The organism is Paenibacillus glycanilyticus (genome assembly GCF_051200795.1).
In the GTDB taxonomy this organism is placed as follows: Bacteria; Bacillota; Bacilli; order Paenibacillales; family Paenibacillaceae; genus Pristimantibacillus; species Pristimantibacillus glycanilyticus.
Map to the genome: position 1 here is coordinate 5720460 of NZ_CP195155.1, position 25551 is coordinate 5746010.

A 25551-nucleotide genomic window follows, 5' to 3' on the forward strand; every position below is an offset into this window, starting at 1 on the left:
GCATTATACCCCTACGATTTAAGGTGGGGTATTGTTTTTTTATACTCGGCAAGCTTCATGCCGAAGCGTTTCTCGAATTGCTTCAGGAAATGTTGATAGCTGCAATAACCAAGCCTCTCCGCCAGTGCTGACCCCGAAATATCCTGGTTATGGAGCAGTTTCTTCGCATCGTTCATCCGCAGTTGATGAATATATTCATGAATGCTGACGCCGTATTTTCTGGTAAAAGCCTGCCCCAGGTAAACCGGATTCATATAAAAGATTTCCCCTATCTCCTTCACCGTAACGGATTCGCAGTAGTGCTGGCGCAAATATTCCTCTACCTTGGCAATAGTTCCTCCCTGCTGCCGGCTTCGGCACAATGACAATTCTTCACGGCACATTAGGCAAAAGCTCAGCAAAAACGCATGCAGCTTCATCAAAGAATGCTCATTCGCCCCAACAAGCGGATACCCGGTCTTCTCAAGCATCTGGTCCGCGTCCCCGCCAAGCTCTTTGTAAATGCCGGAGCACTGCACCATAATGTGGGTAGAAAAGGCGGAGATCAAGGAAGGCATCGTTCTTTTATCGGCGAAATGATCAAAGATCTGCTGCAGGCGCTCTACAATCCTCTCTTCATCATTGGTTTCAACGGCCTCAATGATTTTTTCGGCTGCCTCCCATAGATGCGAATCATAGCCAAAGCCCTGCTCCTTAATCTCGTCATAGTAGAGAGGTCTCTCTCTACGGTCATAAAAGAGATAAGCACCCGCTTCCTCGGCGTGCCGGTAAGAGCTTCCAAGCTGCTCCGGCTCCTTCACCAGACTGCCGACTACCATGCTGAGGCTTCCGCGAATCGATCCCCGGAGCGCTTTGTAAAGAAGCTCTGCCGCATCCTGCATAGCCGACTTGCTATCGTCCCGAAGTATACAGGCCATCCCGAAAGAGGTCAGCTCCTGATCCAATATGCAGCCTCCGGCTCCTCCTTCGACTTGCCCCTTCTCAAGCAGTTTCTCAACCTCTTCCACCGCGGATGTTAATTCCGATTCGTCCACTGCAACACGCATGTATACCCATCCGGCAGCCTCTGCGGAGATGCGTTTAATGGAAGTTTGGTCAGCATCGGAAAGTTCCTCGCCGCGAAGCAATGCGGTTAACGCGCGTCTCTGCGCGCAGCGCTCCGTATAGCGGACAACCTTCTGTTTGCGGGTCTCTTCCTCCAATGTTTTGTTCAAACATTCCAGCACTTCATCGGCTTCATCGCTCATAATCGGTTTGGTCAAATAATGCGAGACGCCCAGCTGCAAAGCGCGCCTTGCATACTCGAAATCGCTGTAGCCGCTCATAACGACGAATTTAGTCTGTTTATGGCCCTCCAGCCTCATCTGGGAAATAAGCTCCAGTCCGTCCATGATCGGCATGCGAATATCCGTAACGACTAAATCGGGCTTGGATTCCCGGATCAGGCGGGCTGCTTCTTCGCCGTCTCCGCAGACCGATTCCACCTCGAATCCATTCTTCTTCCAATCGATTAATAATTGAAGACCCTCAATTGCAAACGGCTCATCATCAACGAGCAAAACACGGTACATACTGCTCCCCCTTTCCAATTACGAAGCCGCGCCCGGCTTTGTCTGGTTATTCTCAAGCTGGTGAAGAGGTATTTGATAGCTCACGGTCAGCCCGCCCCCCGGGCCGTTCATCATCCGGAACTGTACGCTTTCATGGTAAAAAAGCTCCAGCCTGCGGTACACGTTGCGAAGACCGACATGTCCTTCCATCGCATGCTCCGAACGGACCGCCTGCTGAATCCGGTCCAGTGCCTCCTGCTCCATGCCGATTCCGTTATCGGCTACGGAGACCGTTAACCCCCGTTCGGACATGCGAGCCTCGATTCTGACGGCTCCTCCGCCTTTAATCGCCTGCAGCCCGTGCTTGCAGGCATTCTCCGCGAGCGGCTGAATGCTCATGATCGGTACCCGGACGTCATTCGCAAGCGGATCAATATCAACAACATAATCAAACCGATCGCCGAAACGGAATTTCTCAATCTGCAGGTACATCAAGGTGAACTGCAGCTCCTCCTTCAGCGGTACCAGATCGTCTGCCCGCCGGAGCAGCCTCCGGAGAAGAAGCGATAGGCTTTTTATAATTTCGGTCACATCCTTGTAACCGTTTTTCGTCGCCACAACAAGAAGGGCATTTAAAGTATTGAACAGGAAATGCGGATTCATCTGGCTCTGAAGCATATTCATCTCCATTCGCACCCGCTCGACCTCCAGGCTTTTCTGATGAATCTCGAGTTTGTAGACGTCGTTAATCAGCGTATTGATTTTCCTGGTCATCATATTGTAGGTGTTAATAAGTCCGCCAATCTCGTCTTTTCCTTCCGGGAGAGTGACCTGATCGAACCGCTCATTGCGCACGCGGTCCATATGCCGGGCCAACTTCTTGATCCGATAATGGTAAGAACGGAGCATAACGAATATTAACAGCGAAGGAATAAGCGTGCTTATGACCGCAAGCCACAGGATGGAACGCCGCGCCTCATCCAAAAGAGTCGTAATCCGGTCGTTGTTAGCCCTGCCAACCAATTTCCATCCTTGCACGTAACTGACTGTGCCCAGATTGGATACAAAAACGTCTCCCTTTGCCCAATCCGACATATCGGCATCATAAACCGACTTGCCGCGTCCGCCCGATTCCGCCACAACCTGATTCTGCTCGTTTACCAGCTCCAGCTGCAGGCTGTCGCTTTCCCTGCTCAAAATATCGTAGATTTTATCCACGTTCAAATCGATCCTTAGAAATTTGCGGTATTGCGGCTTTACAATGCTAAAGCCTTGATCCATGTCGCTGATGACGCTTATTTTCTTTGCCGGGCCCGTAGTTCCCGACGCCTCGGAATAAGCAATGACGCGAAAAGCATGACCCGGCTGGCTTAACAATGGCCCCAGCCAAGGACTTTTTTCTTCCGGGGCATTAATGACGTAATAATTGTTACCGGTCTGAATGGTATGGTTGTACGTATAAATCCGGATTTCCAAAATGTTCGGGTACACCGGCATGTAACGCTTCAGCTTATTGCGGAGAACGCTGTCATAGCTCTCGTAAGAGGAGACAGGGCTGTCGTAGGTTTTGTCGAGCACCTCGTTCAGGGAATCGTCGCCTTCGATGGAATGGCTCACCGCAACGCTTTCGTCAATCATGCTGTGAAGCTCCGCCGCGGCCCGGTCCATCGATTTGCGAAGGTTCTCCTGTTCGCGAATCCGGATATTGTCCGAGTTCTGCTGGTAGAAAAAAACGTTGATGCCGATAATGGGAATGAGGATGCATAACAAGTAAATCATTAGAAACTTCAGGTTTAGGGGAATATCGTTGATTTTATTCGAAAACAGCCTGTTCTTCACTCAAGACAATCCCCTTTTTGGTTTGATTTATAAGCCGATGGCGATACTTTCGTCAGGGACTTGAAGACGGAGCCGAAGTATTCCGTGCTGTGATAGCCAAGCTCGTTCGCAATGGTGGACACCTTCAGATCCGTTCGAAGCAACAGCTTCTTCGCTTCCTTAATCCTCAGAAGATGCATATAGTCGTTAAAGCAATAGCCGGTTACCCTCTTGAACTGCTGGCCCATATAGACCGGGTTCAGGCGGAATAGCTCCGCAAGGTCCTTCAACTGCAGCTTCTCCCGGTAATGATCGGTTACGAAGGCAACGGCCTCCTGGAGCCGGCCTTCCGGCCTCTTGCTGTTCAGCTCGTCGATCTGCCCGGCTGCCTGCAGGCACGCTGCCGACAACTGTTCCCGCACATTCCCCAGCAGGCCGTATGGAGGCAGAATCCATTCCGGCGGATTGGCCGGATCCCCGCCGGCTTTATGATAAGCGCGAAGCAGTCCGCCCTGCAGATACGAGAGAGTTGCCGTCAAGCTGCTTGCCGGTTTATGGGTTCCTTCAACAAACTCGACGAGTGCGGTGGCAGCCTGTTCAATTGCGGAAAAATCGTTACGTTCTACCGCCGCTAATAAAGCCTCTGCCCGGCTTGCCGCATCCTCCCACCGCCAATGCGTCTGTTCATCCCTGTGCTCATACCAAAAGACACCCGCCCGTCCCTTATACAAGCCTCTGCTTCGGAGATCCTGAAGCTGCGTATTCAGCTGTCTCAGATGCCGCCAGCCCCGCGTTTCCCCACTAACATAAATCGAGCACGAAGGCCACCGGCCGGAAAGCCTCTCCACCATCCGCCTAATGCCCGCGTCTAATCCCTCTTCCTGTCCATCCTGCTGCGGGGACCATACCAGCAGCCCGATTGAACCCGATGGCTCCTCCATGCATCCGAAGCCGGCCGGCAGCCCTGACAATTCAGCTTCCACTTCTTCCATAGTCGGCCCGGGCTTTCCAGCCTTTGCGTCCAAAACAATCAGTCTCCCCGTTGCCTCCGCCAAGCAGCCCAGATGGGAGGTCAAGGCTGTCCGAGCCTCCTCGCTCTCCTCCTGCAGCGCTCTGGCAAATACGATGGATAACGATTCGCTCGCCGATGCCTCCATGCTGTTCCGCTGGTCCATGTCTAACCGAAGCGAATCGAGCAATTCATGTATTTCTTCTTCGATAAGCGGCTTTAACAGGTACTGCTCTATCTGATGACGGATCGCAAACTGCGCGGCGTCAAACCGCGAATACCCGCTCACAATCACCGTTTTTATCTCTTTCAGCCCTTGGCTTTGCTTCATTTGCCGGATTAGCTCAAGCCCATCCATAACCGGCATCTGCAGATCGGTAAATACAAGATCGGGCACTTCCCGCTCCATAACCTCAAGCGCTTCCCTGCCGTCCGAAACCGCCCAGCAAAGCCGGAACCCATGCGATTCCCAATCGACCATGGTTCTCCAGCCCTCCAGCATAAACGGTTCATCATCTACAACAAGTACGTTGTACATGCGAGCACCACCTTTCAGACGTTTATCTTCGTCGTCAATACCTACCCTCAGTGTCACATAGGGTTACACCATCAGCAATGTTAAAAAGTTAAGATTTATTGGATTATCTTAAGATAAAATGTAAGCGTTTACGATTCATTTTGCAACAAAATTGCAAAACCCCGGTTCCCCGGGGTACTGCGGCATTTGCCCGAATCGGTTAAAATGACTGCTCGGACAAACGGTATTTCGCGGGGCTGACCCCCACCGTCAATTTGAATAAACGGCTGAAGTAGGTATGATCGGCATAACCGACCAGCTCGCCCACCTGATAGATTTTCAAATTGGTCTCTCTCATAAGCCGGATGGCCTGATGGATCCGAATGCTCGTCAGATGGTGAGTAAAAGTAGCGCCGGTCTGCGAGCTGAACTGATTGCTTAAATAATTGGGCGTCACGCCAAGCCGCTTCGCCAGGCTGACGAGAGACAGCCCTTTGTCCCCGTACTCGGCCTCCATAATCTGCATCGCGGAACGGATAATGCGGCTCACGAACTCGTAACGGAGCAGCTTTCCGTCCGTTTCCTCCGTATGCCCCAGCTGCCGCAGACTGTTCAGGTACAAGGAACGCAGCTCCGACACCGCCGCGGTAATCCCGCCAAAGCCCAGCTTGATCGGAATGCCTAGCCGCTCTTCAAGTTCTCTTTTTTTCTTGAGCACGATCTCTTCCATATTCGGAACCGCATGCCTCGAGGTCAGAACGGCTGCATTCATAAAAGGAGGATCATCGATAACAACGACTGTCCCAAGCTCCTTCATATCCTCGGTCAGCTGTTCCTTCATCCAGAAACGGTCGGTCGATTGCCAGAACGGTTTGTCCTCCATTTGAAACGTAAACACTCCCACCCAGCGGAAGGAAGGCAGGGTTGCCTCATCCCTCTGAAGATCGCGCATATACGGCTCGGAGAACAAGGTCTGAACCTTCTTCTCCAGGGAGCTCTGCTCGCGGTGGCGCAATAAGGGAACGGAAGATTCGCCTTGAGGCCTTCCGGCGCTTCCGGAATAGGGCTGCGTCAGGCTTCTTGCTTCCATTGTTAGAATCAGCAGGATCTGCATGACCTTCACCCGGATATCCAGCCGCCTAGCGATATCGCTTTCCGGCTCGCCCGAACAGATCTCCATTAATTCTTCAATATGAGGCATCAGCTGCTGCATGGTAGGCGATTCCGCCCGGAACAAATGCTGCTCGATCCGGCTCAGCAAGCAAAACAAATCCGGGTCGTCCACATCCAGGTGCATCGAAAAATAAGTCATCGCTTCATCCGAAGCGTTACGGCTGTGATGAACCTCATCCGGCCGGATCAGCAGCAGATCCCCTGCCCGCTGGATGTATTCCTTGCCGGTGATCACGGTTGACTGGCTCCCCTGAAGCACGATATTGAGCTCCAGCAGCGGATGCTGATGCTCCTTGTAGGACCAGCCTTTTCCGACGGTGCGCCAATGCGTGCCTAACAGCTGAAAGGCAAGCCGAAAGCTTTCAAGTATGATTTCATGAATGACTTCAGGCACTTCCCCGTCCCGATTCGTCTGCCAAGTCACGCGACCTCACCGCTTCCTGCGCTTTTTCTTGAATTATATCACAGGAGTTATAGAGATGTGACGTACTCATTATATGGAATGCCGCTACTGCTCCGGACAACCGCTGACGAGATGACCCGAACGGTTGATCTTCGTCTGCAAATATTTTTCGTTATACTCCGACACGTCTCCCCAGAGCGGAATCCGGTCTGCCACGTCAAGCCCGGCATTGCGCAGCGCATCCAGCTTGCGAGGGTTGTTCGTAATAAGCGTAACTGGCTTATCCTTCGGCCGTAAGGAGCGCAGTACCCGGATTGCATCGCCGTAGTTGCGCGCATCATCCACAAACCCGAGGTTAAGATTCGCCTCTACGGTATCGTAGCCCTGCTCCTGAAGCAAATAAGCCATCGCTTTGCTGAACAGCCCGATACCGCGCCCTTCATGATTCGCTAGGTAAAAGAGCGCTCCCGTCCCGTGCGCCACGATCATCTTCATCGACTGATGCAGCTGGTAACCGCAGTCGCAGCGCTTGCTGCCGAATATGTCTCCCGTATGGCAGATGCTGTGCATCCGGATGAAAGCATCGTCCGCATGCTCGAAATCCCCATAGACAAGCACGCTCGACTGCTGCATCTCCGCAAGATTGGCGCCGGACAGCTTATCTATAATATCCTCAAGCTTGTCCACTTCCTCCTTGCATAACAGCCAGCAATACCAATGAAATATAGCCGTTTGATCATCCAGATTAACCGGCAGCTTAATGGGGCCAACCAAATAAATCTCCCCGTCCTCGCTGTCGATATGCCGGATTTTCCCTTCGAGAATCGAAATAACCTTATCATTCATGGTTCACTAGACCATCCCTTCGCTTCCATTATTGACCTAGGTTGCGCAACGACAAGGGCTGCTATGCTTATTCGCCGACTTTAATCGTATAGGAAGCGGTAAATATATCGCCGTGGCGCTGGAACTGGCCCCATACCTTGTAAAGCCCCGGAGCAGGGAAGGTCGTCTCGAATAATGCTTCCGGTCCCGCCGTCTGCCCCTCCTTCGGATGAACATGCAAATAATGCTTAAGATCAGAGCTGACGATAACCACATGGCCGGCCGCGCCGAGGTAAGGCTCCATATCCCCCGCCGGTTCGCCTGTTGCCTCATCCTTGAAGGAGAAAGCGAGCGGCGTTTCCTTACCCGCGTGCAGCTCGCCGGTTTGCAGTGATACGACGGTATTTTGGGCCGTCTCAACAAGCTTCTTGTCCGGTACAAGCGGAACGGCGGCAGCTGTTTTGCCCCCTACCGTCACCTCTGCCTGAGCAACCTGATGAGTTCCTCCGGCGGGGATAAAATCCGCGAAGAGCTGATAGGCCCCGCCTTTCGGAAAGACGGTATCGACCGTAAATTGCCCTTGTCCTTCATCGACCGGATGAAGATGCTGAAATTCGCTCAGATCACTGCTGACCGTAATGAGATGAATCTCCCTCTCATGGCTTAAAGTAAAATTTTGAACCGGACGGCCGTGCGTATCCTTGAAGCTAAGCTGAATAGTTGCGTTATTGCCGGCCTCAGGCTGCTGCGGCAAGAAGCTCCATTGTACGGTAGCGCTCTGGTTATGCCCTTTCTCATGAGCATGATGATGCTCATGACCGGCGGCGGTGTCGCCCGTTAGCCGCGTGCCGGCTTGATTAAAGGTTACTCCGGATGCGGACGCAGCAGCTGCTGCGGCGGAACCGGATGCGGCCCAGCCCGTTTGGCTGGATGTATAGGCAGCCGACAAAAGAACGGCCATAAGTCCGATATGTAACGTGCGATTTCGATTTTTTCGATTGCGTTTATGCATCATGCGTGATATTCGCCCCTTCCATTTATCCCTAACAATATACCCACAGCCGGTATAAGCTAATCACCCAGGGAGAGGGCAAAAAGCCCCCAATCCCGCGTGGATAAGGGGCTTGAGGGCTTTTAAATACCAGAAAACGCACGTTGTACAAACTGCAGGATATTCGCCTATTCCAGGTAAGACGGGCACGTTATGTTGTACAGAATGCAGGATATTTGTCCCTATTGGAGCCATTGTGGGCTGTTTTGCACCGATATGCTGCATTCCGTGCAATGTAGAACCTTGCATCGACCAAAGATGCCTCATTATCCTGCATAAAGTACAACGTAAGGGCAGCTCATCACAAAAAGGCGCTGCCTGACTCCGTCGGAGCTGGCAGCGCCTTTTTATAGCCGGTTAAACGACATCGTAGCCTTGATCTTCAATCGCTTCCTTGATCGCATCAAGCGATACCTTTTTCTCATCATACTGGACCGTTACTTTGCCCGCAGCCAAATCCACGGAGCCGCTTGCCCCTGCTCCGGTAACGGCCTTCTCCACCGCGCTTACGCAATGTCCGCAAGACATGCCTTCAACCTTCAACGTAACATTTGCCATAACACAAATCCCTCCCGATCTTATTTCATTAATTTATTTACGGTAACGAGCAGCTCGTCAATAACTTCACTTTCTCCCGCCTGAATGCGCTCGATCACGCAGCTTTTCAGATGACCTTCCAGCAGAAGCTTCCCAACACCGTTCAACGCAGACTGCACCGCGGCAATCTGGTTCAGCACATCATCGCAATACGTATCCTTCTCAATCATTGCCTTAACGCCACGGATCTGACCTTCAATCCGGTTGAGTCGCGATACGAGATTGGATTTCATTTTATCGGAATGATGGCTCTTCCGCTCGGCACCTTGTTGTTCCGGTTCGGTCGAATGGCAATGCTCGGTCTTCTCTTGTTCAATCATCTTTAAATACCTCCAGGGGGTATGGCATAGTCTTATCATATCATACCCCTAGGGGGTATGCAATCCGCAATTTGAGCATAAACATCATTAAGATTAATATGCCGCAAACAAATCGGAAGTAAAGTAAAATCAATTCAATTTTATGATGAAGATGGGAGTGGAAGAACGGTTATGACTACACTTGTGAATTATGCGCACCGGGGAGCTTCCGGCAATTATCCGGAGAACACGATGATCGCCTTCGAGAAGGCGATTGAGCTTGGCGCAACAGGGATCGAGACCGATGTTCAGATGACCAAGGACGGCAAGCTGGTGCTCATCCACGATGAGATGCTGAGACGGACAACCGGCGTGAACACCCTTGTCGCGGATATGCCCTCCGATGAACTGCTGCAGCTGGATGCCGGCAGCTGGTTCTCTCCGAGCTTTAAGGACGCAAGAATTCCGACACTCGTGCAGCTGCTGGACCTTGCCAAGCGGACCGGGACGATCATCAACATCGAACTAAAAAACGGCATCGTACCTTACCCCGGATTGGAGCAAAAGGTAATCGAAACCGTTCGTGCTTGCGGCATGGAGAATCAGGTGATCCTCTCCAGCTTTAATCATTATTCGCTTATCGAGTGCAAGCGGCTGGCTCCGGAAATTCGGACTGGCATCTTGTACATGGAAGGCTTATACCGTCCGTGGAAATACGCCTTGTCGATTGGAGCATCCGCCCTGCATGCCTCGCATTTTGCCGTGCTGCCGGACTGGGTTGCGGAAGCCGCCCAGCATGGCGTTATCTATAACGTGTTTACGGTCAATGAACCGGCCGAGATGAAGCGTCTGATCCAGGCGGGAGTCGCAGGCATCATTACCGATTACCCGGAACGGCTCACTAATCTGCTAAACAAGCTTTAATCCGTTTAGTGGATGCTTTTCTTCGTAAAGCCGCCGCCTTGTACGTCGGCAACATTTTCAATCGCGATAAACGCTCTTGTATCAATATCGTGAACAATCGCTTTCAGCTTCGCCACTTCCAGACGGCTGACTACGCAATAAACCATTTGCGTTTCTTCCCTGGAGTAACCGCCGCGTGCCTGGATATAAGTCGTGCTGCGTCCCAGGCGCGTCATAATCGTTTCGGCGATTTCTTCGTACGCGCTGGAAATAATCGTGACGGATTTGGATTCCTCGATACCTTCAACAACAATGTCCATGACCTTGGTTGCGAGATAATAGGTGACCATCGAATACATTGCGGAATTCCATTCAAACACAAATCCTGCGAGGATAAAGATAAAGACGTTGACGATCATGATAATCTGTCCGACCGGCATGCCGAATTTTTTCGATGCCAGAATCGCAAGAATCTCTGTGCCGTCCAGGGAACCGCCGAACCGGATAACCAGACCAACGCCCGCTCCTAGAATGATCCCGCCGAACAGGACGGCAAGCAGTTTTTCTTCGGTAAAGGCATGTACGTGATGAAGCAGCTGCGTGGTAATCGACATAACGGCGATGCCGTAGAGAGTGGATATGGCAAACGTTTTGCCAATCTGCTTGAAGCCGATGAACAGAAACGGAATGTTCAGGATAAAGATGAATAGACCAAGGGGCAAGTGGGTTAATTCGGATACCATAATGGAGATACCGGTGATGCCACCGTCGATTACATCATTTGGTACGAGGAATAATTCCAGTGAAACACCCATTAATACGGAACCAATCGTGATAAAAATAGCCCTTTTAAAAATCTCTAAACCGGATATTTTTTTGTGCTCTTTTGCCATCGTGACCTCCAACCTTTTCTTTTTAGGGTAACACAATCCTCAGGTCTTTTCAAAAAATGCGGACAAAAAAATAGCAGCCGGCGTCATCTTATATGACACCCGACTGCTATTTTGTTCCACTATTTTACTGATTATTCATATAGTACCGCTTTAATTTCATCGCTGTCGATATTGGACTTATCGTAGTAATAGAAGCCCGTATCGATGGTGGACTCTACCTTCTCGCCGCGAATCGCTTCGACGGCAGCCTTCACCGTCTCGTAACCGATGCCGACCGGATTTTGCGTAATGGCTCCAGCCATAACGCCGCTCTTGATCGCGTCGATTTGCGCTTTGCCCGAGTCGAAGCCGATTACGGTAATTTGGCCTTCCTTCTTCAGCTCGGTTACGGCGTTGATCACGCCAACCGCGGAGCCTTCGTTCGCGCCGAAGAAGCCTTTAATATTCGGATGAGCCTGAATCATCGCTTTCGCGAGGTCCGTCGATTTCAGATGGTCGCCGCCGCCGTATTGAATGTCGACAATCTTAATATTCGGATATTTCTCTTTGATCCGGTTCACGAAGCCGTCGCGGCGGTCAACGCCCGTAACAGAGGTCTGGTCATGCACGATGACGCCAATCTCGCCTTCTCCGCCGATTAACTCCGCCATTTTGTCGGCAGCGAGAGCGGCAGCGGCCACGTTATTGGTGGAAGCGGTTGTGATCGGAATATCGCTGTCTACGCCGGAGTCGAAGGCGATAACCGGAATGCCTGCGTCCTTCGCCTTTTGCAGGAGCGGAACGGAAGCTTGGCTGTCGAGAGCGGCAAAACCAATCGCGCTAGGCTTCTTGTCGAGAGCGGCCTGAAGCATTTCGATCTGTTTGTCGACCTGCGCTTCGGTCTCCGGTCCTTCGAAGGTGATCTCCACGTTGAACTCCGTAGCGGCTTTTTCCGCCCCGGCTTTTACCGCCTGCCAGAATTGATGCTGGAAGCCCTTCGATATAATCGGGATGTAAATTTTGTCTCCGCTCGCTTTGGTTCCGCCGTTGTTCGTGCTGGTTTTACCGCCCGTATTGCCCGTGTTCTTCGAATTGTCCGAGTTATTCGACCCGCAGGCGCTAAGCATAACAACCGTCATTAACGCAACTAACAGCAATGCCGTAACCTTTTTCACCGAAATCTCCCCTTTGATTTTTGGATTCAATCAGATCTTGGATTTCAATCATCCTCTATAGAATCTTGGTTCCCCAGTTAGCGAGACTTGCTAAGAGACCAAAGTTTCTAGCGTTAATCGGGTTTACGCTTTGCGTCGGCGCAGAATGTCCGCATAAACCGCAAGCAAGATGACGATGCCGACCACAACGGTCTGCCATTCCTGCGGAACGGACAAAATGCGAAGGCCGTTCGTCAGCACGCTCATAATCAGAGCGCCGATAACCGTGCCTACGATTGTACCCTTCCCCCCGCTAAGCGAGGTGCCGCCAATGACAACCGCCGCTATAGCCTCAAGCTCGTAACCGGCGCCAAGCGCAGGCTGGGCGGAGTTGAGCCGGGACGCAATCAGAATACCCGCCAGACCGGTGAAAACGCCGGTAAGCGTGTAGATTACGATTTTCCAATAGTTCACGTTAACGCCTGACAGCCTGGTTGCTTCCTCATTGCTGCCAAGAGCAAAGTTATAACGGCCGACGATCGTTTTGGACAACAGAATGCTTCCGATAATCGCGGCGATGAAGAAAATGACAACTGCATTCGGGATGGCAAAGCCCGGGATAAGCTTGTCGAAGAACGAACCCTGCGACACCTCGCTGAACACCGGATGATCGTTGAAGTAGATCGGCTTCGTACCGGAGATGACAAGAGCAAGGCCTTTGGCGATCATCATCATGGCAAGGGTTGCGATAAAGGGAGGGATCTTAAGCCTGGCGACCATCACGCCGGACAACAGCCCGCAAACGGCACCCGTCAGGATGCCACCGATAATGCCAATCGGAACCGGCAGCCCCCAATACGTAATAAACACCCCGGTCATTACCGCGCTTAAGGTCATCACCGTTCCGACCGACAAATCAATGCCGCCCGTAATAATGACAAACGTAGAGCCCAGCGCCAGGACGCCGGTCACCGCGGTTGAGAGCAGAATCCCTACGATATTGGAGAATTGAAAAAAGTTGCTGGACGAAAAGGTGAATACGAGAATAAGGACGATCAGACTGGCAAAAGCAAGCACCTGCTGCAGAACGCCCGGCTTCAGAATAATCGCGGTCTGCTTGCCGCCAAGCTGCGCCATTTCGGCTTTTGGCTGCATTTTCATAGAGATTCCCCCTAAACTCCGTTGTTAAGCTCTTAATGTCGCATATCTCATAATCTGCTCCTGCGTGGCTTCCTCGCGGTCCAGCTCACCCGTGATGCGTCCTTCGCACATCACGATGATGCGGTGGCTCATCCGCAAAATCTCCGGAAGCTCCGAGGAGATCATAATGATCGATTTGCCCTTGGCGGCCAGATCGTTCAGCAGCTTGTAGATTTCGCTTTTTGCTCCAACATCGATCCCGCGGGTCGGCTCATCAAAGATCAGAATGTCGCAACCCTGGGTCAGCCATTTGCCGATGACAACCTTCTGCTGATTGCCTCCCGAAAGGAATTTGACGTCCTGATCGATATGAGGCGTCTTCACCTTCAGCATCTCGACAATCTGCTCGGCCGCCTTCGCAATCTTGCTCCGGTTCACCCAGCCCACCCCATTCACGTATTGCCGGAGCGAAGCGACCGCCACGTTGGTCTTCACATCCATCTCCACGATGCAGCCGTACCGCTTGCGGTCCTCCGACAAGTATCCGATTCCCGCCTGCACCGCGTCATAAGGCTGCTTCATTACTACCTTGCGACCATGCACCGTTATCTCGCCCGAATCGATCGGATCGGCGCCAAAAATCGCTCTCGCCACCTCGGTCCGACCCGCTCCAATCAGCCCCGCGAAGCCGATGATTTCTCCTTTGCGGAGCTTGAAGCTGATATTGTCGAGCGCTCCCTTGCGGCTTAGCCCCTTCACCTCAAGAACCGTCTCGCTGTTCTCCGCTATCCGGTTCTGCTTGGTGCTGTCGTAGATCTCGCGGCCAACCATCATCGCAATGATCTGCTCGTTCGTAACGGAAGCCGTCGGCACCGTATCGATGTATCGACCGTCCCGCATGACGGTAATCCGGTCGGTAATCCGCTTCAGCTCATCCATCCGGTGCGAGATGTAGACGATGCCAACTCCGCTTGCTCTAAGCTGGTTTATAATAACGAACAGATCATCGATCTCCGTATCGCTCAGCGCCGCGGTTGGTTCGTCCATGATGAGCACCTTGGCGTCGTAAGACAACGCTTTGGCGATCTCCACCATCTGCTGCTTCGCTACGGTAAGATTGGCGACCGGTTCATCCGGATCCAGCTCCATGTTCAGCCGCTTGAACAACCGCTCGACCTTCCGCTTCAGCTCCCGCTCGTTCAGAAACAGCCGAAGTCCCCGCCGAGGCTCGCGTCCGATATAGATGTTCTGCGCCACCGTCAGATCAGGGGCTAGATTAAGCTCCTGGTGGATGATCGAAATGCCCAGGTTTTGAGCTGTTTTCGAATTGGGAATCTCGACTTCCGTTCCGTCGTATACGATGCTTCCCCCATCCTTTTGATACACGCCGGTCAGCACCTTCATCATGGTAGACTTGCCCGCCCCATTCTCTCCGACCAGCGCGTGCACCTCGCCCCGCCTTAACTCGAAGCGGCAATCCTGCAGGGCTTGAACGCCCGGAAAATACTTATTGATTCCTTCCATGCGAACGAGTATGTCCTTCATGCCCAATCACTCCATCCCGCTGTAACTAAGCTCATTCTAAAGCGCTTTCGCTTTTGCCAGAATGGAATAATGTATTTGAATAGTTGAAAAAAATCTGTTCTGTTCCTATTGAAAAAAGAAAAGCTACTCTCCCACAAAGGGGAAGAGCAGCTTCTGATTTTGTTCCGTATACATATTGTCTTTGTTGATAATGACCGATTCCGTATCGATCAGCTTCGGCACCTTCTTGCCCCGCACCGCTTCAATGGCCGTCTTTACGCTGAGATAGCCCATATTGTATGGCTTCTGGACAATGGTCGCCTGCAGCACGCCGCTTTCAATCAGCTTTACTTCATCTACCGAGCTGTCGAAGCCGACAAGCTTTACTTTCCCGCTGAGCCCAAGCTCTTCAATGGCCCGTCCGGCGCCAACGGTAGAAGGCTCATTTAGCCCAACAATCCCTTCAATGCCGGGATCTTTGGCGAGAAGCTCTTTGGTCAGCTCATAGGCCTTCTCGAGCCGCCCTTCGCTATAGAGCGTACTTGCCACCGCAATGTGCGAGTGTCCGTCCAGCCACTGCCGCACGCCTTTTTCCCGCTCAAGCTGCGACGAGGTTCCGTAAACGTAACTCATTATGGCGATTTTCGAGGAAGCGGATTCCGGCAGCAGCTTGGCCATCTCTTCTCCGGCCTTCTCCCCGGCCGCAATATTATCCGTTGCGATAAAACTGAGCGCATCGTCGCTGTTAATGCGGGAATCCACCGTAATAAGCTTGATACCTGCCTTAACGATCTGTTGGGCGACAGGAACGAGCCGGTTATAATCGGTGGCGGCCATCACGATCGCATCCGGCTTCTGCCGGATCGCCTGCTCGAGCTGCTCCATCTGGATATCGATCTCCGTCTCGGACGGAGGTCCAATCACCGTGACATTGGCGCCGAATTCATTCGCCGCGTCCTCAACTCCGGTGATGAGCACCTTCCAGAAATCAATCGCCGAGCTTTTTGCTTTTACCGTAACGATGATGTCGACGGGCTTCTCCGTACGCTGGCTTGCCGCCCATTTATAGATACCAACGACAGCAATCACGATAAGAACCGCGGTAATGGCGATAGATGCCGATTTGCGTCTATACTCGCTCATGCGCCAACACCTCCAGCCAATTCATCGCCTTCAATGGCGGCAATCCGTACCGTTACGGTCGTCCCTTCATCCGGTACGCTTCTGTACGTCAGGCCGTAATCCTTCCCGAAATAAAGCTGGATTCGCTCATGGACATTCACCACGCCAACGCCTTTGCTTTCCCGGTCGTTTCTCCTTGGCTCCAGAATGGTACGGAGCGCCTCCGCCTCCATCCCAACGCCGTTATCGCTCACTTCCAGCCATATATAACCTTCTCGCTTGCCGCCGGTAACCTGAATCGTCCCCGTCCCGATTCTGTTCTTGATGCCGTGGTAGATCGCATTCTCAAGCAGCGGCTGGAGCAGCACCTTCAGCGTGCGGTACCCGTAAATATCCGGATCCACGTCGATATGGAAATCCAGCTTGTCCTTGTACCGGATTTTCTGAATCGTCAGGTAGTTGGCAACATGTTCAATCTCCGTACGGATCGGGACCAGCTCCTGTCCTCTGCTGATGGAGGAGCGGAACAGCCGCGCCAGTGCGGAGGTCATCAGAACTACCTCGTCCGTCTTTTTCCCCTCGGCCATCCATATAATCGAATCCAGCGTATTGTACAAAAAATGCGGGTTAATCTGCGCCTGCAGCGCCGTCAGCTCGCTCTTCCGCTTAATCTCCTGCTCCCGGACGACCTGGCTCATCAGCTCCTCGATCTTGACGACCATCAGGTTAAACGTGCGGGCTAGAGAAGCAATTTCCCTCGGATTGCCGATAGGCACCCGGATGTTGAAGATCCCTTTCTCCACCTTCTTCATATGCTCCTGCAGCTGCTTGATCGGACGGGACAGATTACGAGAAATGAAGACGGCAAGCAATAGGCCTACGATCAAGCAAAAGACTCCCGCGGCTACCATCGACAGCTGCATTTCGCGTTTGTTGCCGATTAATTCGTTGACGTAGGACACGCCAACGATTTTCCAGCCGAAGCCGGTATCCTGAATCGTATAGATCCGGCTTGTCTTCCCTTCCTCGGTCGTAAAGCTGCCGCTGCCCTTCGCCAGCACCTCGTCGATTTTCTCCGACTTCAGATTGCTGTAGATCAACTGCTGCTGCGGATGGTAGACGATATTGCCGCTCTCATCCACGATAAATACATACCCGCGTTTGCTTAAGTCAATGTTGTTCAGCGTGTCGTTGATGACGCTGAAGTTCAAGTCGACAAGCAGCACGCCGCGCGGCTCCGTCTGATCCTTGCTCCATAGCTCCCGGCTGAGCGATACGACCCAGTCGTATTCATCCTTGAACATATGCTGGACATGGGAGGAAGACACGACGATGCGACCCGATGCTTCCTGCGCGCTTGTGTACCAGGGCTGCTCCGCCAGCCTGATGCTTGGATTCAGCTCGACATGCTCGCGGTCCGAGACGAATCGGCCGTTGTAGCCAATCACGTTAATCGAAGCGATATCTTTGCGAGAAGCCATAATGGAGTGAAAAGACGCGGAGATCCGCTGCTCGCGCGCCAGCTCCTCCGCGCTTGTCCCGTTATTTCCCTCTTCGCTTACAAGCTCGCGGACATCCTCGTTGCTGAGCGCGAGCATCGATATATTTTCCATGCTGGTAATGTAGGTCTGGATGTTAGCATTTACCTGGCGGATCAGCTCCGCCGTATAGTCCTGGGCCGTCTCGCGGACGGACGAGGCCGACAGCTGGTAAGAGATGATGCCAAGCAGGATGGCCGTAAGAAGAATGAGACAAGCGGAGGCGGCGGCGATATTCGTCTGAATGCTTTTAAATTTAAATAATTCCATAAGCGCGCCTCATGCCTGTTCCGCCGCCGTCCGATGACGGTAATCCGTTGGGGACTCCCCCGTGTGCTTCTTGAACAAAACGCTGAAATACTGCGCATCGCTATAGCCGGTTCTAGCGGCAATCTCGTAGGTCCGGAGACCGGTAAATTTCAGCAGCTCCTTCGCTTTATCCATTCGGACCGCAGTCAGGTATTCGATAAAGGTTCTGCCGGTATGGGCTTTAAAAGCCGCGCTGAAATAGCTGACGCTCATATGAACCTGCTTGCAGACGCCTTTCACCGATAGATTCTCGTCCTCGTAATTCGTTTCCAGATAAGCGATCGCTTCCGCAATCTGTAACCGGCACTGGTCATGGCGTGTTGCCGTTACGCTGTGAACGGCTTGCCGGCAGGCCGTCTTCAGCCATTCCCCGATCTCTTCCATTGTCCTGAACCGGTAGATTTCGGTCATCGGATTAATGCCTTCTCCGAACACTTCGGACTCCTTGCAGCCGATATCGCCAAGCGACTGCATGACGGCAAGAATCGTTTTTTGAATACGCAAATAGCAGTGATCAATGCTGGTCAGTTCTGCCTTGTTATATCGGATCAGCGCTTCGATAGCCCGCTCTACTTCATCCGCCGTACCCGTCTTGATTCCCGCTATTAATTCACGGTCGAACTCTGCCGGATGCCCGGCCGGCGAGCTTCTGCGCTTCTCCATGTCCAGTATGCTGATAACACTGTTGTCGCCAAGCACAAGCCGATAATCCAATGCCGCAGCCGCAGCCTTGCAGGTCTCTCTGATTCTCGTACAGCTATGAACGGTCATCCCGATTCCGACCGAAACGGTCAGCTTCAGGAATTGGACCGCCGATTGCCGGATACGCTCAGCGAGCTCCTGGGCCTTCTCTTGCAGCAGCTCCTCGCGATCCCCGCTAAGGACGGCCATCACCCGTTCCTCTCTGCTGCGGAAAACAACGGCCCCCGGTTCCGCGCTAATAATTTCCTGCGCGATATTGTATATGGCAAATCTAAGCAGCTCCCGGTCCGTGTCCGCGCCGCCCTGCTCTTCCAGCCGGTCCGTGTCGATTGCCAACGCCAGATAGCAAGGTCCCGTCAATTGAATCTGGAAATAGTGCAGACGCGACGCAATCTCCTTCTCGCTTAAGGCCATCGTCGACATCCGCTCGAGGAAACGTTCCTTGAGGAGCGGCATGCTCTCATGCAGCTGGCTTTGCAGCCGGGCCAGATCCTCCCGCTCTCTCTTCTCCTCGTCCAGCTCCTGCCGGAGCTTATGCAGCATCGCGGAGAACTCGGCAGCCGTTACCGGCTTCAGGATGAAATCCTTTACCTTCAACTTCAGCGCCTGCTGCGCGTATTCGAAATCGTCGTATCCGGTCAGGATCACGACCTTTGTCTCCGGATACCGTTCCATGACTTCGCGGGACAAGGCCAGCCCGTCCATAAACGGCATGTTAATATCCGTCAGCACGATATGCGGCCGCAGCCGTTCGATCTCCTCCAGCGCCTGCACGCCATTCTCGCAATCCGCCACGCACCGAAAGCCAAGCTCCTCCCACGGTATGCGTTCCCTGATGCCTTCCCTTACGACCGCTTCATCGTCAACCAGCAATATCGTATACAAGGACGTTCCCCCTACTGCCTATCAGGATTGGAATTGTATGCGCTTTTATTATAGTCAGCGAAATAGATTTCCGGCAATGAGGAAAAAGAACAGCGCAAAAAACCTCACTGTCCGTGAGGCTCCTCCTTGCTCATGCGGCATCTCCTCTAGCGTCCGAGGAAATGCTCCACAAAGGCGCGGTAAGGCGATTGCTCGGGTATCGCTTGTGCGATTTGGCGCAGGCTTGCCTGAAACTGCTGCATTTGCCACTTTCCTGTCCAATCGTCCGGAAGCAGCGGATCCGGAAGCATAGGATCGCGTAAGCCAAGCTCCGCAATGATCTCGCCAAGTTCGAGAAAAAGGACAAATAATTGCAGTCCGTCCTCATCTCCCGTATGCTCAAGCAACGCCAAAGCAGGTACCAGGTGCTCCTGTAACCATCGGTCTTTATCCCGATACAACGCCTGCAGCTCCTCAAGCGGCCATAGACGGAAGGAGTGCTCCGGCGTGATGTCATTATGTACAATCCTTGTACTCGTCACCGTTATATATCCGGCAACCTCGCACTGCCGGCCGAGCCGGATGACCTCATCCCTGTAATCCCATGGCGAGACATAGACGCTTTTATAAAGCGAACCAAACCCCAGCTGTAACAGCTCCGATCGGAAGCTATCCCTTCTGCGTCGTTCCGACTCCGGAATCTCGAACATAACCATGCACCATTGCCCATCCCATTCCTTTTCGTACAAACCGGGTTTAGCGTTAATGATCCGGATAAATTCCTCGCCAAGAGGCGTTGCCTTATATCGGGAACGTTCCGCCGATTCGGCATAACCTTCCTTCTTCAGCCTGGAAAGAGCGTTGCGCACAATCTGATGGGAGATGCCCCGCGCTTCATACACCTCGATAAGCCTGCCGACGGCTGCGCCCGATCCGGCTCCGTCCCCGCTGGTCAGGAGATACAGCAACTGTTTCTCTATCGATAACAAAGGCTCCACGGCTCCTTTGACAAAAATAAACAAAAAAAGATTGACATTTATTCACCGTCAATAATATAACATAAATATAAACGTTCGTATATAAATTGGTTATAAAATTCATTTTGAAAGCGAGGCCTCGCTTATGCGCATTGTTTATCACGGACATTCCTGCATCCAAGTGACCCATGATGCCGTTTCCGTCATCATCGACCCTTTTTTGACCGGTAATCCGCTCGCCGTCTCCAAAAGTCTGGAACAGATTGAGACGCAATACATCCTGCTGACCCACGGTCATTCCGATCATATCACCGATGCCATTCCGCTGGCAAAACAAAACCATGCCCCGATTATTGCCGTTGAAGAGCTGGCCATCCATCTGGGAAGGCATGGCGTTCAGGTCGAGCCGATGCATGTCGGCGGAGCTTGGGACTTTCCGTTTGGGCGCGTCAATCTGACGCCGGCTCTTCATACTTCATCCGCCCTATCCGAGGATGGCCAGATTGTCTATACCGGATCACCGGTCGGAATTATTCTCGAGATAGACGGGTTTACCCTCTATCATGCGGGAGATACCGGATTGTTTGGCGATATGCGTCTGATTGGGGAACGTTTCGATATCGACATTGCCTTCCTGCCGATTGGCGGACGATTTACGATGGGTCCGGAAGACGCCGCAATTGCCGCGTCATGGATTAAAGCGCGCCGCGTCATTCCCATTCATTACGATACATTCCCTATCATTAAGCAGGATGCCTCTCTTTTCGTTCAGATGCTTCTGCAGCGAGGGCTTGCCGGTCAAGTACTTGCGCCAGGCGAGCAAGTGGTTATTCACTCAAGCTAATCAAAGGAGTTGCTCTCATTGAATATATGGCATACCTTCCTCTACATTATCGTTCCGATCCTTATTCCGCTCGCAATCGGCGCACTGCTCCATCGCAAGTTCAAGTTCGAGCTTGGCGGTTTCTCCAAGATGCTTATGTATTTCTACATTCCCGCCCTTGCTTTTGTAAAAGTGTATGAAGCCGAGCTGACCGCTTCCTTGATCGGTACCATCTTCGTTTTCCTCGCTGCGCAGTTCATCCTCATTGTCCTGCTCGGTCATGGCGTAAGCCGGATGCTTCGCCACCCAAAGCCGCTTGCCGCCAGCTTCTCGAACAGCATCGCCTTAACGAATAACGGCAATATCGGTATCCCGGTTAATGCCATGGCGTTCAAGCACGATCCGTTTGCGATGTCCATTCAGATGATGGTCGTAACCTTTGAGCTGTTCGCAACCTTCACCTTTGGCCTGCTGAATGCCAGCAGGGCGGCAAGCGGGCTAAAAAAATCGCTGCTGCAATTTGTTAAAATGCCCGTCCTGTATGCCATTATCGCCGGAACACTGCTGCGGCTCGCCCATATTGACATGCCGGAACCGCTGCTGACGCCTTTATCAACCATTGCCGACGGGATGCTCAGCTTCGCATTGCTCACGATTGGCGCACAGATGGCATCCACGATGCTTAAGCTTCATACGATTACCGTCTTGTGGAGCAGTCTCCTCCGCCTTGCTGCAGCTCCCGTTATAGCCTGGCTGCTTCTTGAGCTCATGCATATAGAAGGCGTTACGGCGCAGGCGCTCTTTATCGCAAGCGCGATTCCGACTAGCCGCAACAGTGCCGCACTTGCCCTTGAATACAACAATGAGCCTGGCTTTGCAGCCCAGGCCGTGCTGTTCTCCACCCTGCTCAGCAGCGTAACGCTAACGATCATCATCCAGCTGTCGGGCACGCTATTCCCGGCATAACCATGCTAGCCCTACTCCATCGGCTCCACCGCCAGCTGGAGCTCGCGCTCCAGCTGCTCCGCATAAGCCGCGCTGACGCCGGGCGACCAACCGAATAGCTCCGCCATATAGCGGTGCACGCCGTTCTTCCAGCGGATGACCCGGCTGCGGTCGAACAGGAGGCTGCCGCTGCGGCGGATCCAGAAATCGACCGGCTTGCAGGCCATCTCATGACGGATGGCATAAAGCAGCTCAAGAAGGAGCGTAACCGGAAGCTTTCGGCGGATCGCTTCTTCCTGCGCTTCGGGCATAAGGCCGAGCACGGTATCGATGTTGGACCCGAACCGGCGGACAAGCCGTTCCGCATCCGGGCCGGCAAGCCCCGCTTTGGCGGCAGCCGCCTTTTTATCCGCGATAAATCGCTCATATCCACCGGACCCGCCAACATCGCCGCCCGAGATCGGAAGCGTCTTCGTCCGGCTCTCGCCTATCCCGCTCCGCCCGGCTTTAACGAGCTGCTCTGCGGCCTGGTCCATAACCGTCTCGGCCATTTTCCGGTAGCCGGTCAGCTTGCCGCCTGCCATGGAGAGAAGGCCCGAAGGCGACACCAGCACCTCGTCGCGCCGGGAAATCTCCGACGGGTCTTTCCCTTCCTGATGAATAAGCGGCCGTACGCCGGCCCAGCTCGATTCCACGTCCTCGGCTTTCAGCCCAAGCGTAGGAAACATATCGTTAGCCGCCTTCAAAATATACGTTCTGTCAGCAACGGTCATCCGCGGATGGACAAGGTCCTCCTTGTAATCGGTATCGGTTGTGCCGATATACGTCTTTCCGTCGCGGGGAATCGCAAACAGCATCCTCCCGTCTTCCGAGTCGAAATAGATGGCCTGACCAAGCGGAAAACGTCTCTGGTCGAATACGAGATGGACGCCTTTCGTATGATGGAGCGTCTTCCCCTTCTTGGATCCGTCCTTCTCCCGTATCGCGTCAACCCAAGGACCTGCGGCATTGATCGTAACCTTTGCCTTCACCTGTCCCGTATTTCCCGTCAGGCGGTCCCTCACGTCCGCGCCAACGATCCGCCCGTTCTCGTACTGCAGCGATTCGGCCTTCACGTAAGAGATCGCGCAAGCTCCGAGCTCTACGGCTTTTTTCATCACTTCTATCGTTAATCGGGCATCGTCGGTACGGTACTCGACATAATAGCCGCCGCCCTTCAGGCCCTCCCGCTTCAGAAGCGGTTCGCGCGTGACCGTCTCGTCTTTTCCAAGCATTTTTCTCCGCTCGGCGCGTTTGACCCCTGCCAGAAAGTCATACAATCGAAGACCAAGCGAAGTACTAAACATCCCGAAGGTACCGCCTTTATAGATCGGGAGCAGCATCCATTCCGGCGTTGTCACATGCGGCCCGTTCTCGTATACAATCTCGCGTTCCTTGCCGACCTCGGCTACAACTCCAATCTCGAGCTGCTTCAAGTAACGCAGACCGCCATGCACCAGCTTGGTCGAGCGGCTTGACGTCCCCGCGGCGAAATCCTGCATCTCCACCAGCGCCGTCTTTAATCCCCGCGTAACCGCATCAAGCGCGATCCCCGCCCCGGTAATGCCTCCGCCAATAATAAGCAGATCGTATTCCTCCGCCTGCAGCCGCCCGAACTGCTCCTCTCTCTTTAGAGCGTTAAAAGTTGGTCCTCCCCCATGCCCGTTCCCGCTTGCCATTACGAACAGCTCCTATCGCAAATTCTTTATCTTCTGTGGAAAAAAGAAAACCGCGAACATTTCTCCATTATGCTATTACGCATGATGAAGAACTGCCACGGTCTATTCCCTTATCGAAAAGCCATTGCCGCCTTTACGGCTTTCTGCCAACCGGCATACAGCTGTTCTACCCGCTCCTGTGCCATCGCCGGCTCAAAAACGAGGTCCAGCCGCCGCTGCTCCAAAATCTCCCCGCGGCCCTGCCAGTAGCCAACTGCAAGCCCAGCCAAATAAGCGGCGCCAAGCGCCGTTGTCTCGCTGATGACCGGCCGTTCAACCGGCACGCCAAGCAGATCGCTCTGGAACTGCATGAGCAAATTGTTGCGGATTGCGCCGCCGTCCACGCATAGCGTTTGCAGCGGAATGCCCGCCGACTGCTCCATCGCGTCCAGCACATCCTTCGTCTGATACGCAATGGACTCAAGCGTTGCCCGGACAAAATGCTCGCGCCGGGTTCCGCGCGTCATGCCGAATACCGCGCCGCGGACTTCGCTGTCCCAATAAGGCGTACCTAGCCCGACAAAGGCGGGAACAACGTAAACGCCTTCCGTCGAATCCACGGAAGAAGCCAGCTTTTCGCTCTCCTCCGAGGACCCGATCAATTCCATGCCGTCGCGAAGCCACTGCACCGCCGAGCCCGCTACAAAGACGCTGCCTTCAAGCGCGTATTCTACCTGCCCGTCAAAGCCCCAGGCGATGGTCGTGAGCAGGCCATGCTCCGAACGGATCGGCTCCGTGCCCGTATTCATGAGCATAAAGCAGCCGGTGCCGTACGTGTTTTTCGCTTCGCCTCTCTCAAAGCATCCATGCCCGAACAAAGCGGCCTGCTGGTCGCCGGCAGCGCCCGCGATAGCAATAGGCCCGCCAAACAACGCCGCTTCCGTTGTGCCGTACACCTCGGAAGACGAGCGCACCTCCGGCAGCATGGAAGCCGGAATGTCCAGCCATTCGAGCAGGTCCGCATCCCACTTCAGCTCATGAATGTTGTACAGCAGCGTCCGCGACGCGTTCGAGTAGTCCGTCACATGAACCGCTCCGCCGGTCAGCTTCCAGATCAGCCAGCTGTCCACGGTGCCGAATAACAGCTTGCCGGCCGCGGCTTTGTCACGCGCTCCCTCTACCTCGTCGAGCACCCATTTCGCCTTTGTTCCGGAGAAATACGGGTCGATCAAGAGCCCGGTTTTCTCCCGGATCGGCATTTCATGGCCAGCTTCCTTCAGCGCTTCGCAAATGCCAGACGTCTGGCGCGATTGCCAGACGACGGCGTTATAAACGGGCTTGCCCGTCGTTTTGTCCCAGATGATCGTCGTCTCCCGCTGGTTCGAGATGCCGATTGCGGCGATGCGCTCCGCCTTCAGGCCCTCCTTCGCAAGCAGCTCGCGTATCACCTTCAGCGAGGTTTCCCACAGCTGCACGGCGTCCTGCTCTACCCAGCCCGGATGCGGAAACGCGCAGTCCACCGCCGTCTGGGCAATTGCGCGCGGGTTCCCCGCTTTATCGAATAAAATCGCACGTGTGCTCGTTGTCCCTTGGTCCAGCGCGATGATATAGGTTTCCTGCTGCGTCATAATGATCGATCCCCTTTTTCCATGAATCCTGCATTTCCCAAGTACCCGCTTCCACTATTGTATTCTATTCGAGGCGCTGAGCCAAACTCCCTTTGCCGGACGCTTACATTC

The 25551-nt window shown here is 53.4% G+C and carries 21 protein-coding genes; 3 read left to right on the forward strand and 18 right to left on the reverse strand.

Going from position 1 to position 25551, the window contains the following annotated elements:
- Positions 1–11 precede the first annotated feature (11 nt).
- The 8 genes from ACR9FF_RS25730 to ACR9FF_RS25765 all read right to left on the reverse strand — a co-directional run bounded on the left by ACR9FF_RS25730 (position 12) and on the right by ACR9FF_RS25765 (position 9263).
- The gene (locus ACR9FF_RS25730; protein ID WP_127495373.1) at positions 12–1571 is read right to left on the reverse strand and encodes a response regulator transcription factor; all 1560 of its coding nucleotides are present in this window, start codon (positions 1569–1571) and stop codon (positions 12–14) included.
- A gap of 18 nt (positions 1572–1589) precedes the next feature.
- Positions 1590–3389: a sensor histidine kinase gene (locus tag ACR9FF_RS25735; RefSeq protein WP_435166265.1), complete on the reverse strand. Its 1800-nt coding sequence runs from the start codon at positions 3387–3389 to the stop codon at positions 1590–1592.
- A complete protein-coding gene (locus ACR9FF_RS25740; RefSeq protein ID WP_435166268.1) occupies positions 3386–4915 on the reverse strand; it encodes a response regulator transcription factor in 1530 nt (509 codons plus the stop codon). The genes ACR9FF_RS25735 and ACR9FF_RS25740 overlap by 4 nt, the downstream gene beginning before the upstream one ends.
- A 199-nt stretch (positions 4916–5114) precedes the next feature.
- Positions 5115–6491, reverse strand: coding sequence for an AraC family transcriptional regulator (locus ACR9FF_RS25745; protein ID WP_435166271.1), 1377 nt, complete (start codon positions 6489–6491; stop codon positions 5115–5117).
- Between the two features lie 84 nt (positions 6492–6575).
- Positions 6576–7316 (reverse strand): GTP cyclohydrolase II, encoded by a 741-nt coding sequence (locus ACR9FF_RS25750; RefSeq protein ID WP_127495377.1) that lies wholly within the window; start codon positions 7314–7316, stop codon positions 6576–6578.
- A 67-nt stretch (positions 7317–7383) separates the two neighbouring features.
- Positions 7384–8310 (reverse strand): hypothetical protein, encoded by a 927-nt coding sequence (locus tag ACR9FF_RS25755; RefSeq protein WP_435166276.1) that lies wholly within the window; start codon positions 8308–8310, stop codon positions 7384–7386.
- Between the two features lie 393 nt (positions 8311–8703).
- On the reverse strand, positions 8704–8904 hold the full coding sequence (locus ACR9FF_RS25760) for a copper ion binding protein (protein WP_127495379.1): 201 nt from the start codon (positions 8902–8904) through the stop codon (positions 8704–8706).
- A 20-nt stretch (positions 8905–8924) separates the two neighbouring features.
- Complete coding sequence (locus tag ACR9FF_RS25765; protein WP_127495380.1) at positions 8925–9263, reverse strand: metal-sensitive transcriptional regulator; 339 nt, start codon at positions 9261–9263, stop codon at positions 8925–8927.
- Positions 9264–9434: 171 nt separating this feature from the next.
- Between ACR9FF_RS25765 and ACR9FF_RS25770 the strand changes: the two genes are divergently transcribed.
- On the forward strand, positions 9435–10166 hold the full coding sequence (locus ACR9FF_RS25770; RefSeq protein ID WP_435166283.1) for a glycerophosphodiester phosphodiesterase: 732 nt from the start codon (positions 9435–9437) through the stop codon (positions 10164–10166).
- 5 nt (positions 10167–10171) lie between these two features.
- On the opposite strand, the gene ACR9FF_RS25775 is transcribed toward ACR9FF_RS25770, so the two are convergent.
- The 8 genes from ACR9FF_RS25775 to ACR9FF_RS25810 form a co-directional block, all read right to left on the reverse strand.
- Entirely contained in the window at positions 10172–11038 is an 867-nt protein-coding gene (locus ACR9FF_RS25775) for a YitT family protein (RefSeq protein ID WP_201008356.1), read from the reverse strand.
- A 131-nt stretch (positions 11039–11169) separates the two neighbouring features.
- Positions 11170–12192, reverse strand: coding sequence for an ABC transporter substrate-binding protein (locus ACR9FF_RS25780; RefSeq protein ID WP_397369582.1), 1023 nt, complete (start codon positions 12190–12192; stop codon positions 11170–11172).
- Between the two features lie 123 nt (positions 12193–12315).
- Complete coding sequence (locus tag ACR9FF_RS25785; RefSeq protein ID WP_127495436.1) at positions 12316–13308, reverse strand: ABC transporter permease; 993 nt, start codon at positions 13306–13308, stop codon at positions 12316–12318.
- Positions 13309–13356: 48 nt separating this feature from the next.
- A complete protein-coding gene (locus ACR9FF_RS25790) occupies positions 13357–14856 on the reverse strand; it encodes a sugar ABC transporter ATP-binding protein (RefSeq protein WP_435166287.1) in 1500 nt (499 codons plus the stop codon).
- A gap of 123 nt (positions 14857–14979) precedes the next feature.
- Complete coding sequence (locus ACR9FF_RS25795; protein WP_127495384.1) at positions 14980–15978, reverse strand: substrate-binding domain-containing protein; 999 nt, start codon at positions 15976–15978, stop codon at positions 14980–14982.
- A complete protein-coding gene (locus ACR9FF_RS25800; protein ID WP_435166291.1) occupies positions 15975–17765 on the reverse strand; it encodes a cache domain-containing sensor histidine kinase in 1791 nt (596 codons plus the stop codon). Before ACR9FF_RS25800 ends, ACR9FF_RS25795 begins: the two co-directional genes overlap by 4 nt.
- A gap of 9 nt (positions 17766–17774) precedes the next feature.
- Entirely contained in the window at positions 17775–19391 is a 1617-nt protein-coding gene (locus ACR9FF_RS25805) for a response regulator (RefSeq protein WP_435166294.1), read from the reverse strand.
- 146 nt (positions 19392–19537) lie between these two features.
- Entirely contained in the window at positions 19538–20359 is an 822-nt protein-coding gene (locus ACR9FF_RS25810) for a PaaX family transcriptional regulator C-terminal domain-containing protein (protein ID WP_435166297.1), read from the reverse strand.
- Between the two features lie 133 nt (positions 20360–20492).
- Here ACR9FF_RS25810 and ACR9FF_RS25815 point away from each other — a divergent pair, with 133 nt between their 5' ends.
- Together ACR9FF_RS25815 and ACR9FF_RS25820 are read left to right on the forward strand one after the other, a co-directional pair.
- Positions 20493–21191: a metal-dependent hydrolase gene (locus ACR9FF_RS25815; protein ID WP_435166300.1), complete on the forward strand. Its 699-nt coding sequence runs from the start codon at positions 20493–20495 to the stop codon at positions 21189–21191.
- Positions 21192–21209: 18 nt separating this feature from the next.
- Positions 21210–22136, forward strand: a complete 927-nt coding sequence (locus tag ACR9FF_RS25820; RefSeq protein WP_435166303.1) for an AEC family transporter — start codon at positions 21210–21212, stop codon at positions 22134–22136.
- Between the two features lie 11 nt (positions 22137–22147).
- On the opposite strand, the gene ACR9FF_RS25825 is transcribed toward ACR9FF_RS25820, so the two are convergent.
- Both ACR9FF_RS25825 and glpK read right to left on the reverse strand, forming a co-directional pair.
- Positions 22148–23833, reverse strand: a complete 1686-nt coding sequence (locus ACR9FF_RS25825) for a glycerol-3-phosphate dehydrogenase/oxidase (protein ID WP_435166306.1) — start codon at positions 23831–23833, stop codon at positions 22148–22150.
- Positions 23834–23943: 110 nt separating this feature from the next.
- The gene (gene glpK, locus ACR9FF_RS25830) at positions 23944–25440 is read right to left on the reverse strand and encodes a glycerol kinase GlpK (RefSeq protein ID WP_435166309.1); all 1497 of its coding nucleotides are present in this window, start codon (positions 25438–25440) and stop codon (positions 23944–23946) included.
- Positions 25441–25551: the final 111 nt, after the last annotated feature.